This is a genomic window from Geobacter hydrogenophilus (assembly GCF_018501225.1).
GTDB lineage: Bacteria > Desulfobacterota > Desulfuromonadia > Geobacterales > Geobacteraceae > Geobacter > Geobacter hydrogenophilus.
In genome coordinates this window covers 41704-56974 of record NZ_JAHCZI010000016.1, presented here as the reverse complement: position 1 = coordinate 56974, position 15271 = coordinate 41704, and the positions used below count along the sequence as shown (strand labels likewise).

9 protein-coding genes are annotated in these 15271 nt (G+C 64.3%); 6 read left to right on the top strand and 3 right to left on the bottom strand.

Annotated elements, in window-relative coordinates; all coding sequences use genetic code 11:
• The first annotated feature begins 147 nt into the window (after nucleotides 1-147).
• Both KI811_RS17285 and KI811_RS17280 read left to right on the top strand, forming a co-directional pair.
• A complete protein-coding gene (locus KI811_RS17285; RefSeq protein ID WP_214187717.1) occupies nucleotides 148-2316 on the top strand; it encodes a HEAT repeat domain-containing protein in 2169 nt (722 codons plus the stop codon).
• Entirely contained in the window at nucleotides 2313-3431 is a 1119-nt protein-coding gene (locus KI811_RS17280; protein WP_214187716.1) for an HD-GYP domain-containing protein, read from the top strand. The genes KI811_RS17285 and KI811_RS17280 overlap by 4 nt, the downstream gene beginning before the upstream one ends.
• On the opposite strand, the gene KI811_RS17275 is transcribed toward KI811_RS17280, so the two are convergent.
• The 3 genes from KI811_RS17275 to KI811_RS17265 all read right to left on the bottom strand — a co-directional run bounded on the left by KI811_RS17275 (nucleotide 3388) and on the right by KI811_RS17265 (nucleotide 8695).
• Nucleotides 3388-5337, bottom strand: coding sequence for a SpoIIE family protein phosphatase (locus KI811_RS17275; protein WP_214187715.1), 1950 nt, complete (start codon nucleotides 5335-5337; stop codon nucleotides 3388-3390). The two genes, KI811_RS17280 and KI811_RS17275, sit on opposite strands and share 44 nt — an antisense overlap.
• 81 nt (nucleotides 5338-5418) lie before the next feature.
• Nucleotides 5419-5994 carry a tRNA 5-(aminomethyl)-2-thiouridylate-methyltransferase MnmM gene (gene mnmM, locus KI811_RS17270; protein WP_214187714.1) on the bottom strand — a complete coding sequence of 192 codons (576 nt, stop codon included), beginning with the start codon at nucleotides 5992-5994 and terminating at the stop codon, nucleotides 5419-5421.
• A gap of 10 nt (nucleotides 5995-6004) precedes the next feature.
• Nucleotides 6005-8695, bottom strand: a complete 2691-nt coding sequence (locus KI811_RS17265; protein ID WP_214187713.1) for an MMPL family transporter — start codon at nucleotides 8693-8695, stop codon at nucleotides 6005-6007.
• Nucleotides 8696-8928: 233 nt separating this feature from the next.
• On the opposite strand from KI811_RS17265, the gene shc reads away from it, so the two are divergent.
• The 4 genes from shc (at nucleotide 8929) to hpnH (ending at nucleotide 15223) form a co-directional block, all read left to right on the top strand.
• Nucleotides 8929-10968: a squalene--hopene cyclase gene (shc, locus tag KI811_RS17260; protein WP_214187712.1), complete on the top strand. Its 2040-nt coding sequence runs from the start codon at nucleotides 8929-8931 to the stop codon at nucleotides 10966-10968.
• 226 nt (nucleotides 10969-11194) lie between these two features.
• Nucleotides 11195-12181: a hopanoid-associated sugar epimerase gene (gene hpnA / locus KI811_RS17255; protein ID WP_214187711.1), complete on the top strand. Its 987-nt coding sequence runs from the start codon at nucleotides 11195-11197 to the stop codon at nucleotides 12179-12181.
• 74 nt (nucleotides 12182-12255) lie between these two features.
• The gene (gene dxs / locus KI811_RS17250) at nucleotides 12256-14163 is read left to right on the top strand and encodes a 1-deoxy-D-xylulose-5-phosphate synthase (protein WP_214187710.1); all 1908 of its coding nucleotides are present in this window, start codon (nucleotides 12256-12258) and stop codon (nucleotides 14161-14163) included.
• Nucleotides 14164-14224: 61 nt separating this feature from the next.
• Complete coding sequence (gene hpnH, locus KI811_RS17245; protein WP_004513981.1) at nucleotides 14225-15223, top strand: adenosyl-hopene transferase HpnH; 999 nt, start codon at nucleotides 14225-14227, stop codon at nucleotides 15221-15223.
• Nucleotides 15224-15271 lie beyond the last annotated feature (48 nt).

Below are 15271 nucleotides of genomic sequence, written 5' to 3'. Positions count from 1 at the left end.
CCTCGCGGGATTGTTCTTGCGCCTATTTACCCCTGTTCGCGGAGCCATTGCAACGCAAAACTCGCCCACACCGGGGTTTGCCTCTTGCGAAAACGGCTCGCCGTGGACTACTATCGGACTGACCATTCACCAACAGGACTCAGCCCGATGACACTCCCCCATGCCGACATCGACATAGAGATGCTCTCGACGCTGGTCATCGAGATGAACATCCTCCGCCGCCACGTGACCGCCTACCCGGCAGGCCACCCGGTCACCCGGGATGCGGCCGTGAAGGTGGCCCGCCTCCTGGATCGCCTCCTGGACAGGGCCGAGAGCGTTACCCTCGGCATCGCCCGGGACACGATCCTGTTCGGCGACTACCCCCTTGACCGCAGAAACCCCGTCTACCGCGATTTCGCCCGGGTCCTCTCCGACCGGGGGGTCGTTGCCCTCACCTGCCGCCGGCACCTGGACGCCGACGAACTTCTCCGTTTCGGGGCCCTTCTCTCGCGAAGCCGCGATGAGATCGGCGCAGCGGGGGGGATCGAGGAGGCGGCCCGTGCGGAAGGGTTCACGCGCCTGGAGGTGCAGGGGGTCAACTATGATCTCTTCAGGGTCACCGAGGAAGAGGAGCTCACGGGCCAACCGGAAGAGGGAAGCGGTTCGACGTCCCTCTGGGAACAGTTCGTCAGGGGTCTTCTGGACGGGACCATCGACCCCTTGGGCGATGCGACGGCGAAGCGCCCTCCCCTCGACCCGCTCCTCCTGGCACAGGTGCTGAACGGCCATGCCTTCGGCGACCAGGGAAGTCCGGACACAACCTATGATGCGGTGATCGCCGCCTTCATGCGCCGCATGGAGCGGGATTCCGACGCGGAGCAGACGGCCCGGGAATGCGCCGAACGGTTCGGCACCCTCGTGGAATCCCTCAACCCGGACCTTCGCCATCAGTTCCTCGGCAAAGCCTTCGGCTCCCTGGCCGAACGCCCGGACGCGGCCCGCCGGCTCGTGGCATCCGTGGATGACGGCATCATCCTCGACACCATCGCGGAACTGAACGAGCGCAACGTCACCATTCCCCCTCTCATCCTGAACCTCTGCCGGAAACTCGGCTCATCCTCTTCCGCAGGCGACGATGCCACCCCCCTCTCGCGAACAGAGACTTTGCGGGTGGGGCACAGGCTCGGCACCGTGCTCCGGGAGGGGAATTTCGATCAGTACATCCCCGACGCCTACCAGGGGGGGCTGGAACAGATCGTTGCCGCCGGGAAGATCGCCTCGGGGCTTGCCGAGTCAGGGGACCTGAAGGAACTGCTCCAAGGGGAAAACCATGAGGCAAAGGTGGGGGCCATCATCCTCGAAGTCCTGGAATCGGACCCCGAGGGGGAAACCTTCGGCATGGAGGAAAGCCTCTGCGAACTCTGCGCGTACTATCTGGACGCGGGCGATTTCACAGCCCTCCGGGCCGTCTGCGACCACCTCCCCACCCCGGGAGAAGCGCCGTCAACACCGCTTCAGCAGCGACTTCTGACGACAATCGGGGCACCATCCTTCACGACCCCGCTGATGGATGCCCCGGCCGTGTGGGGAAAGGAGCGCTACGATGACATCCGCACCGTCATCACCCGCATCGGCTTTCCCTGCGTGGCGCCTCTCCTTGACCGGCTGGCCGAAGAGGAAAGCATGTCGCTTCGGCGCTACTACGTGGCGTGCCTCCTGTCGCTGGGACAAGCAGCCTATGGGGAAGTCGTGGCGCGGCTGTACGACGGGCGCTGGTTCTACGTCCGCAATCTCGTGGCGATTCTGCGGGGGCTCAACGACCCCGCCGCCATCCACCCCCTGCACCGCCTTCTCAACCACCCGCACCCCCGGGTGCGCCAGGAGACCCTCCGGACCCTGGTCCATTTCCGGGACCCCGAGGGGGAACGGATGCTCCTGCGGGAACTGGGGAGCGGAAACCGTGACACGCTCCTGACCGCCATTCAGCTCGCGGACCGCAGCCGCAGCCCCCGGGTACGGGAGCGGCTGCTGGGACTTCTGCACAAGGGGGGGATTACCGGCCCCGATTTCGACGTTCGCTGCGCCGTGGTCAGGGCACTGGCCGAAACGGGGGACCCGGCGGTGCTCCCTGCCCTGGCACGCATCCTCCGCACCCGGAGCATCCTCCGCACCGCCTCCGTGACGCGCCTCAAAGTCGAGATTGCCCGATCCCTCGCCCGGTATCCCGCCGCGGATGCGCTTCCCCTTGCCCGGGAAGCGGCCGCCTCAGGGGTGCCCGAGCTGGAGCAGGCCGCCCGACAAGCCCTGCGGACCATGACAGGGAGGCACCCATGAACCGGAGTGCCCTGGAACCGCTGCGCAACGCCGTGCGGCACCTGGTAACCGCCGTCTCCAGCGCGGCCCTCTACTCCTTTGACCACCAGCAGGTGACACGGCTGCGGGCCGCAACCCTCGACAACCTGACGGCCACTCTGCAGGAAGAGCCCGACATCTCCCTCGTCATCATCGGCGATGAGCTCCTGGCAGGGGGAGTCCCCCTCGATACGGGCCTCTACGTGGGAAGGTTCGTGGAAATGCTGCGGGCGCGGGGAATAGGACACATCCGGTTTCTCCGGGGAATCACCGAGGAGGAGCTGTCATCCCTGGCCGCATCCCTCGGAGGAGGGCAAAAGGGGGGGGAGAGCCGGTCAACGGAGCATATCCGTCTCGGCAGGGTGGAGGTGCGCTTCAACCGGTCAGGAGCGGGAGACGAGAAGGATCCCCTCGCTGCTTTCACGACCGAGGAGGTCACCCGCATAACCGAGCTCTACGAAGATGTCGCCCGTAACCGGAAACTGCGGGCCGCCGGCATCACCGACATGGTCGGGGGGATCATCACGGCCCTGCGGGAGCAGGCCCGTCCCCTCATGGCCCTGGCCCCCCTGCGCGACATGGACGAATACACCTTCGCCCATTCGGTCAACGTCTGCATCCTCAACCTGGCCCAGGCCATGTCATTGGGGATCGACGGGGCGCTCCTGCAGGAGATCGGCATTGCCGGCCTCCTCCACGACATCGGCAAGATGTTCGTCCCCCGGGAGATCCTCACCAAGCCGGCACAGCTCACCGAGGACGAATGGCGCATCATGCGCCGCCACCCCCACCAGGGGGCCCGCTGCCTCATCGAAACGCCGGGGGTACCCCACCTGGCGGCAGTGGCGGCCTTCGAGCACCACATGAAGCACGACTTCTCCGGCTACCCGGCCGTGCCCCCCGGCTGGAACCGGAGCCTTGTCAGCGAAATGACCTCCATCTCCGACTTCTTCGACGCGCTGCGCACCCGCCGGGCCTACAGCGACTCCGTGGAGCTGCGCCAGATTGCCGGCATGCTCCTGGACCGGCGGGGCCGGGAATTCCACCCGCTCCTCACCCGCAACTTCCTCCTGATCCTGAGCCGGATGATGGCGTGATATTCACCACCACCATGCAGATGTCGTCCGCCGGCGGCCTGCCGCCGGTGAACGCAGCCAGTTCCGCCAGCACGGCATCGATCACCGCCTCGGGCTCCTCGTCATGCTGCGTTGACAGGAGCGAGCTGAGACGACCAACCCCGAAGAGCTCTCCGCTGCCGTTGTCGGATTCGGTAATCCCGTCGGTATAGAGAAGAAGGATGTCACCCGGCCCCAGTCGCACCTCCCGCTCCTCGAACGTTACCTGTGGCTTAACCCCGAGGATGAGCCCCTCCGCATCAAGTTCCAGACACCTCCCCTCGGCCCGCCGGTAGAGGAGCGGCGGGTTGTGCCCCGCGCTGGCGTACGTGAGGATGCCCGATGCCGGCCGGTAGGAGGCATAGAACATGGTGGTGAAGAGCTCCGCCCGGGAGAGGTCTTCGTAGAGGATCTCGTTGAGGGAGCCGACAATCACGGAGGGAGAGCCCCCGGAACGGGCCTGGGTGCGGATAACGCTCCGGGCCTCGGTCATGATGAGGGCCGCGCCGACACTGTGGCCCGAGACGTCGGCGATGACCGTGTCGAAGGAACCGTCGTCCCGGGGAAAGAAGTCGTAGTAGTCTCCCCCCACGTGGGCCGCGGGGACCCACCGCCCGGCGCAGCGGACTCCCTTTACGGCCGGGGGGGCCGACGGCAGGAGCGCCCCCTGGATCTGCCGGGCCAGTTCCATGTCGCAGGACATGCGGGCATTCTCCAGGAGCGCCTCCTGGGCACGCTTGCGCTCGGTCACGTCCTCCTTGATGGCGACATAGTGGCGAACCACTCCCGCCTCATCCACCACGGGGGTGATGGTCTGGGCCTCGGGGTAGAGGGAACCGTCCTTGCGGCGGTTGATCATCTCGCCGCGCCAGACCTTTCCGGCCCTGATCGTCTCCCAGAGATGCCGATAGAACTCGTCGCCGTGGACCCCCGACTTGAGGATGCCGAGACCGCGGCCGGCGATTTCCTCCAGGGTGTAGCCGGTAAGATTCGTGAAGGCGGGATTGACCCAGATGACCCGCCCGTCGGGATCGCTGATGACAATGGCGTTCGCCGCGGCATTCAGCGCGGCGCTCCTGAGTCCCAGCTCGATTTCGGCGGTCTTGCGGGCGGTGATATCGGCGATGAGGCCGTCGTAGGCCGCGAGCCCCCCTAACTCGTCATAGCGGGGAACGATGGTGTTGCGGACCCAGCGGATGGACCCGTCCTTGTGGATGATCCGGTGCTCCAGGGAAGGGATGTCTTCGCCCTCCAGAAGCTGTTGCGTCTGCGTCGTCACCCGCTGTTTGTCCTCTTCGTGGATCATCCGGTACCAGAGGAGCGGATCCTCCTCGAACTCCTCGGGGCCATAGCCGGTGACCGCCGCGCAGCCGGGACCGTGGTATGTCGCCACAACGTTCCCCCCACGGACCTCCACCGTATAGATGTAGTCGGTAACCGCCGCCACAAGCCGCCTGTAGCGGAGCTCGCTGGTCAGGAGCGCCTCCTCCGCCTCCCGTTTCTTCCGACGCAGCTCCGCCTCCTTCAACTCCCGCTGGATGGCGGGGACGAGCCGCGAAATGTTCCCCTTGATGAAATAGTCGTTGGCCCCCGCCCTCATGGCCCCCACCGCCGTATCTTCGCCGATCTTCCCCGAGATGATGATGAAGGGGGCGTCAAAACCGCTCTGGCGCCAGATATTGAGGGCATCGATCCCGCTGAAGCGGGGAAGCACGTAGTCGGAAAGGGCGATATCCCACTGACGGACGGCAATGGCCTCCATCATGGCCTCGGTGGTCTCGACCCGCTCGTACTCGGGCTCGTACCCCCCCTTCCTGAGTTCGAGGAGAACCAGAAGGGCATCGTCTTCGGAATCTTCGATGATCAGGACGCGGAGCGGAGTTGCCATAGAATTCCTCGATGAAAAAAATGTCATGTTCATTGTACTACGGGAGGAGCCGCGGACAAGCGTGAACGGGAAAAGACGGGCCTACGCGGGAGTCCGCTCGGCGACCAGGAGATAGGGAGCCGCTCCGGACCGGTTCCCCTGGCGGCAGCGCCAGACGTTGAACCGGCCGGGGGAAAGGGCCGCAGCCCAATCCTCGACGGCGGCCCCCTCGTCGGCGCCTCCGGGATGCCCCGTGTAGACCGCGACGGTTACGAGCCCCCCAGGGAGAAGGAGCGCCGCAGCCTGTTCCAGGCCGGCAATGGTGGTTTCGGGGGTGGTGACGGTCTCCCGGGGGGCACCGGGGAGAAACCCCAGATTGAATACCACGGCCCGGACCGGACCGGTGACCACCTCGGCAAGGCGCTCGTGACCGCCGTGAACAAGTGCGACCCGCTCACGGCAACCAGCCTCGGCGAGACGCTCTTCCGTGGCGGCCAGAGCCTTTGCCTGGACGTCGAAAGCCCACACCCGCCCTTGCGGCCCCACCAGATGCGCCAGGAAGAGGGTATCGTGGCCGTTGCCGCAGGTGGCGTCCACTGCCCGGTCACCCGGTCTCAGTCGCTCCTGGAGAAAGAAGTGCGCCAGCTGCACCGCGCCGGAAAGTCCCCTGCTCCTCACGCCTCCCCCCTCACCTCTTCCCCACCAGCGTCAAAACCGCCGGCAGCACCAGCACGAAGGCCGCCTGACAGGCAACCATCCCGAGGCTCATGACCGCGCCGATGGAGAATACTCCCTGGTGGTGGGCCACCATGAGTGCACCGAAGCTCGCCATGATGGTAAGGGTGTTGTAGACGACCCCCAGGCCGGTGCTGCCCGTGATGACCGTGGCGGCGTCGTCGCCCTCGCGGCGGAAACGGTTGATGATGTAGATGCCGGAATCCACGGCGATGCCGAGGATGAGGGGCATGACAATGATGTTGGCGGAGTTGAAGCTGATCCCGAAGAGCCACATCCCCCCCACCATGAGAAGGATCCCCACCACGAGGGGAACCAGCCCCACGAGGGTGTAGGTGACGCTCCGGAAGGTGACGAAGAGGATCACCACGATGGCGGCAAAGGCGTAGACAAAGGCCCGCAGGTAGGCGTCGCGCATGATGGTCATGGACTCGTAGACCATGACCGGTTCGCCGTTGGTCCGGGGTGCCACGCTCCGCACCTGGTCCAGGAAGCGCTTCAGGGGCTCCCGCTCGAAAATCTCCTCCTTGGGGGCCACCTGGAGGAGGTATTTCCCGCTTTTCCCCACAAACAGTTTCCGAAGCTGGGGCGGAATATCCGCCTCGGTCACCGGGGTGACGGCGAGGCTGTCGGCAAACATCCCGATCTTCTCCGGGAAGGAGGCGAGCATTCCCCCCTGGAAGTCCCGCAGCATCCCGAGGGCGTTTTTGTCCTTCTCCTTTTCGAGGGTAGCGAAGAAGCGGTCGAGGGTGGCCAGGAAGGCGCCGACCCGCTTCGCTTCGGGCTTTTTCGACCTTTCCAGGTGAAGTTTCAGCCGCTCCACGGAGTTTCTGAAGTTCTCGAAGACCGTGGGGAGCTCCATGACCCGCAGGTCCTCCTCGTAGGGGGCGGGCTTCACGTCGGCCAGCTCGCGCCTCAGGGCAGCCAGCTCGACCAGCTTCGCCTCCTGGTCATCGGGGACAAAGGTGGCGAGGCTCACCACATGGTCAACGGCGGGGAGCGCTTCGAGGCGCCGGGTCAGCTCACGGGCCTCCGTGGCGGACGAGGCCACGACCTCGGCGAAGTAGCCCGAATTCTCCTTGCTCCGCATCAGCTTGTAGGCGTACTCCACCGGCTCCAGCCCCTTGGCCTGGAGGTTCATGAGGTTGTAGTCGAACCGGGTCTGGACAAGGGGATAGATGGACGCGGCACAGAGGACAAGGGTAATCCCGATAACCGTCTTCGGGTGGCCGAAGAGGAACCGCTCCAGGGCCTTCATCCGGGGGGAGCGGGCGAGAATGGTTGCGGCCCGGGCCTCCCGCTCCTCCTCCTTGCGCTTGCGGTACGGCGCCAGGAGCACCAGGACCGCCGGCAGGACCGTGAAGGTGGCCAGGACGCAGACGCAGACCCCCAGCGCCGCGATGATGCCCAGCTCGGAGATCCCCTTGAAATCGGTGAATACGAAGGTAAAGAAGGCTGCGGCAATGGTGGCGGCGGCCATGACAATGGCCCAAATGTTGCGGTTGAGCCCCGTACTGATGGCCTCCAGCTCTCCGGCCCCAAGCCCCAGTTCCTCCTGGTAGCGGAGCACCACCTGGATGCCGTACTCGATGCCGATGCCGATCAGCATGATGGCAAAGACCATGGAGAGGATGTTCAGGTGCCCCACCACCAGCGTCGCCAGGCCGAAGGAGACGCAGAGCGCCACGATGAGGGTCACCATGGCCGCCATGACGTTCAGGAACCCGCGGAAGGCCAGGAGGAGAAGCACCACGGTGAGGGCCAGGGAAAGGACCGTGGCGATGGTGATGTCCCGCTCGCTGGTGGCCATCTCCTCGTATTCGAGGACCGGCGTCCCGGTGAGCCCCACGGTCACCCCGGCAAACTCGGGGAGCGCCCTGAGGGCTTTGACCTCCTTGCGCACCGCGCCGATGGCCTCCACGGCCGGGACGAAGCTCCCAGGGTCCTTCACCGGCCGGACCGTCAGGATCTGCATTCGGCCGGCCCGAGCCAGGGCCGAATCCCCTCCAAGGAATACCTCCTCCAGGGAGAATGAGCCCTTTTCCCCGCCCCCAAAGGCGTCAATGCCGGCGCCGAGCTTGTCGAGCATGAAGGTGATGCCGGCCAGCTCAGCCTCCCCCCCCTTCCCTCCTCCGGCCACATAGGCGTCCATCCGGCCGGTCAGGTGGGTAAAAAGGGTCTGGACGGTGGGCGATGTTGCCAGCTCCTTGAGAACCGGCTTTGCCATGGTAAAGTTCTTCCGGAGGTTTCGGATATCCTCCAGAGGCATGAGAAGGAGGCCGTGCTCCCGGAAGAACGGCATCCCCCCGGGAAAAAAGACCTCACGGAACCGGGTCCGGTCCGCGGCCAGTCTTTCCTGGAGCCGTTCGCCGAATCGGGAGGCCGTTGCTGCGTCGGCGCTCTCGATGACGACCGCGATCTCTTCCCGGTCGCCGAACTCGGCCCGGATGGCCCGATAGTCCCGCTGGAAGGGGGCGTTCTTCGGCATCAGGTCGTCCCGGCCCGTGAGAAACTCCATCCGCTCCCTGGTATAGACCACCGAGAGGGCTGAAAGGAGGAGAGCCACCGCGAGAATCAGCCGCGGGTGGCGGGCAACGAACCCGAAAAGCCCGGCAAAGCGCTTCGCACCACTGTTCTTTTCCATATCGAATCGTATCCTTCATCTGTCGGTATCGGGCAAAACTTGCGAAGCGTACCATACCCCACCGGCAAAGACAATCTCCCCGCCCCGAGCCTTCCCTTGTGCCCCATCGGCACGGGCAACACGGGAAAACTATGTTTTTTTTGTTAATTCTGTGCTAGAAGTACATGCTTATTTTTTCTCACTCATCCCGGCATCGGGAGTGAGTGTTCTGAGAATCAAGGAGCAGCATTGCGATGAAGATCTCCAAGCATCCCATTTCACACGCACTCACCTCCTTCAACGAAACAGCGAAAGAGACAAAAGAGGAGCCGCAGAAGAAACGGGGAGGCAAGGTCCACCACCTCCCCGCCTCCATCTGGAAAAAGCGGGACGTGGAAACCACGAGCCCCCTCGACCAGGCCATCGAACGAACCCAGGAGTTCTTTTTGCGGGAGCAGCTCCCCGCCGGGTACTGGTGGGCGGAGCTGGAGTCCAACGTCACCATCACCGCCGAGTACATCATCCTCTTTCACTTCATGGGGCTGGTGGACCGGGACAAAGAGCGGAAGATGGCCACCTATCTCCTCTCCAAGCAGACCGAGGAGGGATACTGGTGCATCTGGCACGGGGGGCCGGGCGACCTCTCCACCACCATCGAAGCATACTTCGCCCTGAAGCTGGCCGGCTACCCCGCCGACCATCCGGCCATGCAGAAGGCCCGCGCATTCATTCTCGGGAAGGGGGGCATCCTCAAGGCTCGGGTCTTCACCAAGATCTTCCTGGCCCTCTTCGGCGAATTCTCCTGGCTGGGGGTCCCCTCCATGCCCATCGAGATGATGCTCCTGCCCAACGGTTTCACCTTCAACCTCTATGAGTTCTCCAGTTGGTCCCGGGCAACCATCATCCCCCTCTCCATCGTCATGGCCGAGCGGCCGGTGCGCAAGCTCCCTCCCTGGGCACGGGTCCAGGAGCTCTACGTGCGCCCGCCGCGCCCCATGGACTACACCTTCACCAAGGAAGACGGGATCCTTACCTGGAAGAACATCTTCATCGGGATCGACCATATCCTCAAGGTCTATGAGGCGAGCCCCATCCGCCCCGGCATGAAGAAGGCCATGGCCATTGCCGAACAGTGGGTGCTGGACCACCAGGAGCCCACCGGCGACTGGGGCGGCATCCAGCCGGCCATGCTCAACTCGGTCCTGGCCCTCCACTGCCTCGGCTACGCCAACGACCACCCGGCCGTTGCCAAGGGGCTTCAGGCCCTGGCCAATTTCTGCATCGAGAGCGACGACGAGATCGTCCTCCAATCCTGCATCTCGCCGGTATGGGACACGGCCCTTGCCCTCATGGCCATGGTCGACTCCGAAGTTCCCACCGATCATCCGGCCCTCGTGAAAGCCACCCAGTGGCTCCTGGACCGGGAAGTCCGCAAGATCGGCGACTGGAAGATCAAGGCCCCAGACCTGGAGCCGGGGGGATGGGCCTTCGAGTTCCAGAACGACTGGTACCCGGACGTGGACGATTCGGGCATCGTCATGATGGCCATCAAGGACGTGAAGGTGAAGGATCCGAAGGCCAAGGATGAAGCCATCCGGCGCGGCATTGCCTGGTGTCTCGGCATGCAGAGCAAGAACGGCGGATGGGGGGCCTTCGACAAGGACAACACCAAGCACATCCTCAATAAGATTCCCTTCGCCGACCTGGAGGCCCTCATCGATCCCCCCACGGCGGACCTGACCGGCCGGATGCTGGAACTGATGGGGACTTTCGACTATCCCAAGGGCCACCCTGCCGCGGTGCGGGCGCTTCAGTTCGTGAAAGAGAACCAGGAACCGGACGGCCCCTGGTGGGGGCGCTGGGGGGTCAACTATATCTACGGCACCTGGTCGGTGCTCTGCGGCCTCAAGGCCTACGGCGAAGACATGGGGCAGCCTTACATCCGCAAAGCAGTGGAGTGGCTCGTCGCCCACCAGAACCCCGACGGCGGCTGGGGTGAGTGCTGCGAGTCCTACTGCGACCCGAAGCTGGCCGGCACCGGCCCCAGCACCGCCTCCCAGACCGGATGGGCCCTTCTCTCCATGCTCGCCGCAGGCGACGTGGACCACCCGGCCGTGGCCCGGGGGATCCGGTACCTGATCGAGACCCAGCAACCCGACGGGACCTGGGACGAGGACCAGTTCACCGGAACCGGCTTCCCAAAATACTTCATGATCAAGTATCATATCTACCGGAACTGCTTTCCGCTCATGGCCATGGGACGCTACCGGGCGCTGAAGGGCCACAAGGGATAACCAGCCAGTCGCAGAAACGGGCACCTGCGTAGGGGCGGTTCATGAACCGCCCCTACATCAGTTTTTACAGAAAAGGATAGGCTTTTGTGAAACGTCATGAGGAGGCCGGGATGCTAGGCGCAAGCGAGCGAGGAAGCGAGGCGTACCTGTCGGTACGTTGAGCTTTCGAGCGAGCGGCAACAACGCAAACCGGCCCCGCAGTAGTTTTGCAAAAGCCTCAGGAACCATGAAGGTTTTCGTTACCGGCGCAACCGGCTTCATAGGCGCAAGCATAGCAAGGGAACTGCTGAAGGACGGCTGCCATGTCAGGGTCCTGGCCCGGCCCGGCTCCGACCGGCGCAATCTCGATGGCCTCGATGTGGAAGTGTGCGAGGGGGACCTCTGTTCCCCGGAATCCCTGGACCGGGGGGTCAAGGGGTGCGAGGTCCTCTACCACGCCGCGGCCGACTACCGCCTCTGGACCCGCAACCCCGCCGCCATGTACGCCGCCAACGTAGAGGGAACCCGCCACGTTTTGGAAGCGGCCCTGCGGCACGGGGTATCCCGGGTCGTCTACACGAGCAGCGTCGGGACCCTGGGGAATCCCGGCGACGGCACCCCCGGCACGGAAGCCACCCCCGTCACCTTCGCCGACATGGTGGGGGACTACAAGAAGAGCAAATTCCTGGCGGAGCGGGAGGCTGAGACGTTTCTGGCCCGGGGACTCCCCCTGGTCATCGTCAATCCCTCGACCCCGGTGGGCCCCCACGACGTGAAACCGACCCCAACCGGCAAGATCATCGTCGATTTCCTCAACCGCGCCATGCCCGCCTACCTGGACACGGGGCTCAACATCATCGACGTTGAGGACTGCGCCCGGGGACACATCCTGGCGGCGCGGCACGGCAGAATCGGTGAAAAGTACATCCTCGGCCACGAGAATCTTACGTTGCGGCAGATATTTGCCCTCCTCGAAACGGTTACGGGACTTGCCGCGCCGAAAGTGCGCCTCCCCTACACGCCGATCCTCGCAGCCGCCTACGTGAACGAGGCCCTGGCGCGGGTCACCGGGAAAGAGCCCCTCATCCCCCTGGCAGGGGTGCAGATGGCCAGAAAATTCATGTATTTCGACTCGTCAAAGGCGGTGAAGGAACTGGGGCTTCCCCAGCGCCCGGCCGTCGAGGCCCTGGGGCGTGCGGTGGAATGGTTCCGCGCCAACGGGTATGTACGGTAAAAATATGTAGGGGGCCATTCATTGCTCCCGGGCGTGATGAATCACCCCCTACGCAACCGATGAAGGAGAGCGTTATGTACAAGCTGCTCGACACCATAACCGGCCCGGCCGATCTCAAGAATATTCCCCGGGAGGAGCTGCCGGGGCTGGCAGACGAAATCCGCCGGTTTCTCATCGAGACGGTGTCGCAAACGGGCGGCCACCTGGCCTCGAACCTGGGGACAGTGGAGCTCTCCGTCGCCCTCCACTACTGTTTCGACTCCCCGGCCGACAAGCTCATCTGGGACGTGGGGCACCAGGCATACACCCACAAGATCCTCACGGGGCGGCGCGAAAGCTTCCACACCCAGCGCCAGTACAAGGGGATCACCGGCTTCCCCAAGCGAAGCGAGTCCCCCCACGACGCCTTCGGCGCCGGCCACTCCTCCACCTCCATCTCGGCGGGGCTCGGCATGGCCGCGGCCCAGGATCTGAAGAAGAGCGGCAACCGGGCCATCGCAGTGATCGGAGATGGCTCTCTCACCGGCGGCATGGCCTATGAGGCCCTCAACCAGGCGGGGCACCTGAAGAAGAACCTGATCGTGGTTCTGAACGACAACGAGATGTCCATCTCCAAAAACGTGGGGGCCTTCTCCTCCTTCGTCTCCCGCAAGATGACCGGCAGCGATTTCCGCAAGCTGAAGAAGGAGATGCAGGGACTTTTGGAGAACATCCCGGCCATCGGCAAGGACATCCTCCACTTCGCCCGCCGGGCCGAGAACTCCCTCAAGGGGTTCCTCACGCCAGGGATGCTCTTCGAGGCGCTGGGCTTCGACTACATCGGCCCGATCCCGGGGCACGACCTGCCCCAGCTCCTGGAAGTCTTCGAGAACGTGAAGGGGCTCGAAGGGCCGGTGCTGGTTCACGTCATGACCACCAAGGGGAAGGGGTACCAGCCGGCCGAGGAGAACCCGGATGTCTTCCACGGGGTCGGACCCTTCGACGTGGCCACGGGCAAGACCACCGGCGGCAAGCCGGGGGCAGCCTCCTACACCGGGGTCTTCGGCGCCACCCTCGTGAAGCTGGCCGAGGAGGACGAGAAGATCATCGCCATCACCGCGGCCATGCCCGACGGCACCGGCCTCACCCCCTTCGCGAAGCGGTTCCCGGAGCGTTTCTTCGACGTGGGGATCGCCGAGCAGCACGCCATCACCTTCGCGGCGGGCCTTGCCGCCGACGGCTTCCGCCCCGTGGCGGCCATCTACTCCACCTTCCTCCAGCGGGCCTACGACCAGGTGTTCCACGACGTCTGCCTCCAAAAGCTGCCGGTGACCATGGCCCTGGACCGGGGGGGGCTCGTGGGGGACGACGGCCCCACCCACCACGGCACCTTCGACCTCTCATACCTGCGGCACCTGCCGGAGATGACCCTCATGGCCCCCAAGGACGAGAACGAGCTCCAGCACATGCTGAAGACCGCCCTCTATGCCGGCCGTCCCGTGGCGCTCCGCTACCCCCGCGGCGCCGGCTACGGCCTTCCCCTGGACCAGGAGCTGAAGGCCCTGGAGATCGGCCGGGGCGAGCTTCTGACCGAAGGGGACGATGTCGCCATCGTTGCCATCGGCTCTACGGTCTATCCGGCCCAGGAGGCGGCGAAGCTCCTGGAGGCCAGGGGAATCCGGACAACGGTGGTCAACGCGCGCTTCGTGAAACCCCTTGACCGGGAACTCATCCTCAGCGCGGCACGGCGGACCGGCTGCATCGTCACCGTGGAGGAGAACGCCCTCCAGGGAGGCTTCGGGAGCGCCGTCCTGGAGTTGCTGGCGGACGAAGGGCTGACCGCTGTGCGGGTAAAGCGGATCGGCATCCCCGACCGCTTCATCGAGCAGGGGCCCCAACCCCAGCTCCGCAAGGATCTGGGCCTGGACGGCGCCGGCATCGTCGCCACCGTCGAGGCGTTTCTGACTGCAAAAGGACAAACGGCGCTGTCGCTGGTGAAATAATCACGCACAGGGGCGCACACTGCGCCCCCACACAAGCATCAATGAAAGGAAGTACCGTTTAATGCGTTTTCCCCTGAAATTGAACGCTGACCTCACGAAGTACATCATTTCCAACAAGGTGAAGAAGATCGAGAAGTTTCCCCTGGTCCTCATGCTCGAACCGACCCACCTCTGCAACCTGGCCTGCTCCGGCTGCGGCCGCATCCGCGAATACGCCGACACCATCCAGCAGATGATGAGCCTGGAGGAGTGCCTCCGCTCCGTGGATGAGTGTCCGGCGCCGGTGGTCACCATCACCGGCGGAGAGCCGTTCCTCTACAGCCACATCTATGAGCTAATCCCGGCGGTCCTCAACCGCGGCAAGCACGTCTACCTCTGCACCAACGGCCTGCTGCTGGAAAAGGCCCTGGAAAACATCAAGGTCCACCCCAACTTCTATCTCAACGTCCACATGGACGGCCTCGAAGAGACCCACGACCGGATCCTTGAACGGAAGGGGACCTTCAAGATCGCCATCGAGGGGATCAAAAAGGCCAAGGCCATGGGGTTCCGGGTCTGCACCAACACCACCATCTTCAAGGACACGGACCTGGTGGAGATCGAGATGCTCTTCTCCCTCCTGACCGACCTGGGGGTGGACGGCATTCTCGTGGCGCCGGGGTTTGACTACGAGGCGGTGGGGGAGAACCTCTTCCTCCAACGGCGGGAGATTGAGAAGAAGTTCGAGGAGGTCTACCGGATGAGCAAGCGGTTCCGCTTCTGGTCAACCCCCATGTATCTCCGCTTCCTCAAGGGGGAGAAGAAGCTCGACTGCACCCCATGGGGAAACCCGACCCGCAACCCCCTCGGCTGGAAGGCCCCCTGTTACCTCATCACCGACACCCACTATCCGACATTCAGGGAAATGATGGAGAAGACCGACTGGGACAAGTACGGCGTAGGGAAAGACCCCCGCTGCGCCCAATGCATGATGCACTGCGGCTTCGAACCCACGGTGGTTTCCGAGATCGGGAAGAGCTGGAAGGATATTCTCGAGATGGCCATCTGGAACATGAGCTGACCGTCTCTGCGTCGGCAATGAAAAACCCGCTTGCCATTCAGGTTAGCG

Bases quoted from the DNA above. Each gene is read 5' to 3' on its own strand.
- KI811_RS17285 (WP_214187717.1), top strand. From the start codon at position 148: ATGACACTCCCCCATGCCGACATCGACATAGAGATGCTCTCGACGCTG.
- KI811_RS17280 (WP_214187716.1), top strand. From the start codon at position 2,313: ATGAACCGGAGTGCCCTGGAACCGCTGCGCAACGCCGTGCGGCACCTG.
- KI811_RS17275 (WP_214187715.1), bottom strand. From the start codon at position 5,337: ATGGCAACTCCGCTCCGCGTCCTGATCATCGAAGATTCCGAAGACGAT.
- KI811_RS17265 (WP_214187713.1), bottom strand. From the start codon at position 8,695: ATGGAAAAGAACAGTGGTGCGAAGCGCTTTGCCGGGCTTTTCGGGTTC.
- shc (WP_214187712.1), top strand. From the start codon at position 8,929: ATGAAGATCTCCAAGCATCCCATTTCACACGCACTCACCTCCTTCAAC.
- hpnA (WP_214187711.1), top strand. From the start codon at position 11,195: ATGAAGGTTTTCGTTACCGGCGCAACCGGCTTCATAGGCGCAAGCATA.
- dxs (WP_214187710.1), top strand. From the start codon at position 12,256: ATGTACAAGCTGCTCGACACCATAACCGGCCCGGCCGATCTCAAGAAT.
- hpnH (WP_004513981.1), top strand. From the start codon at position 14,225: ATGCGTTTTCCCCTGAAATTGAACGCTGACCTCACGAAGTACATCATT.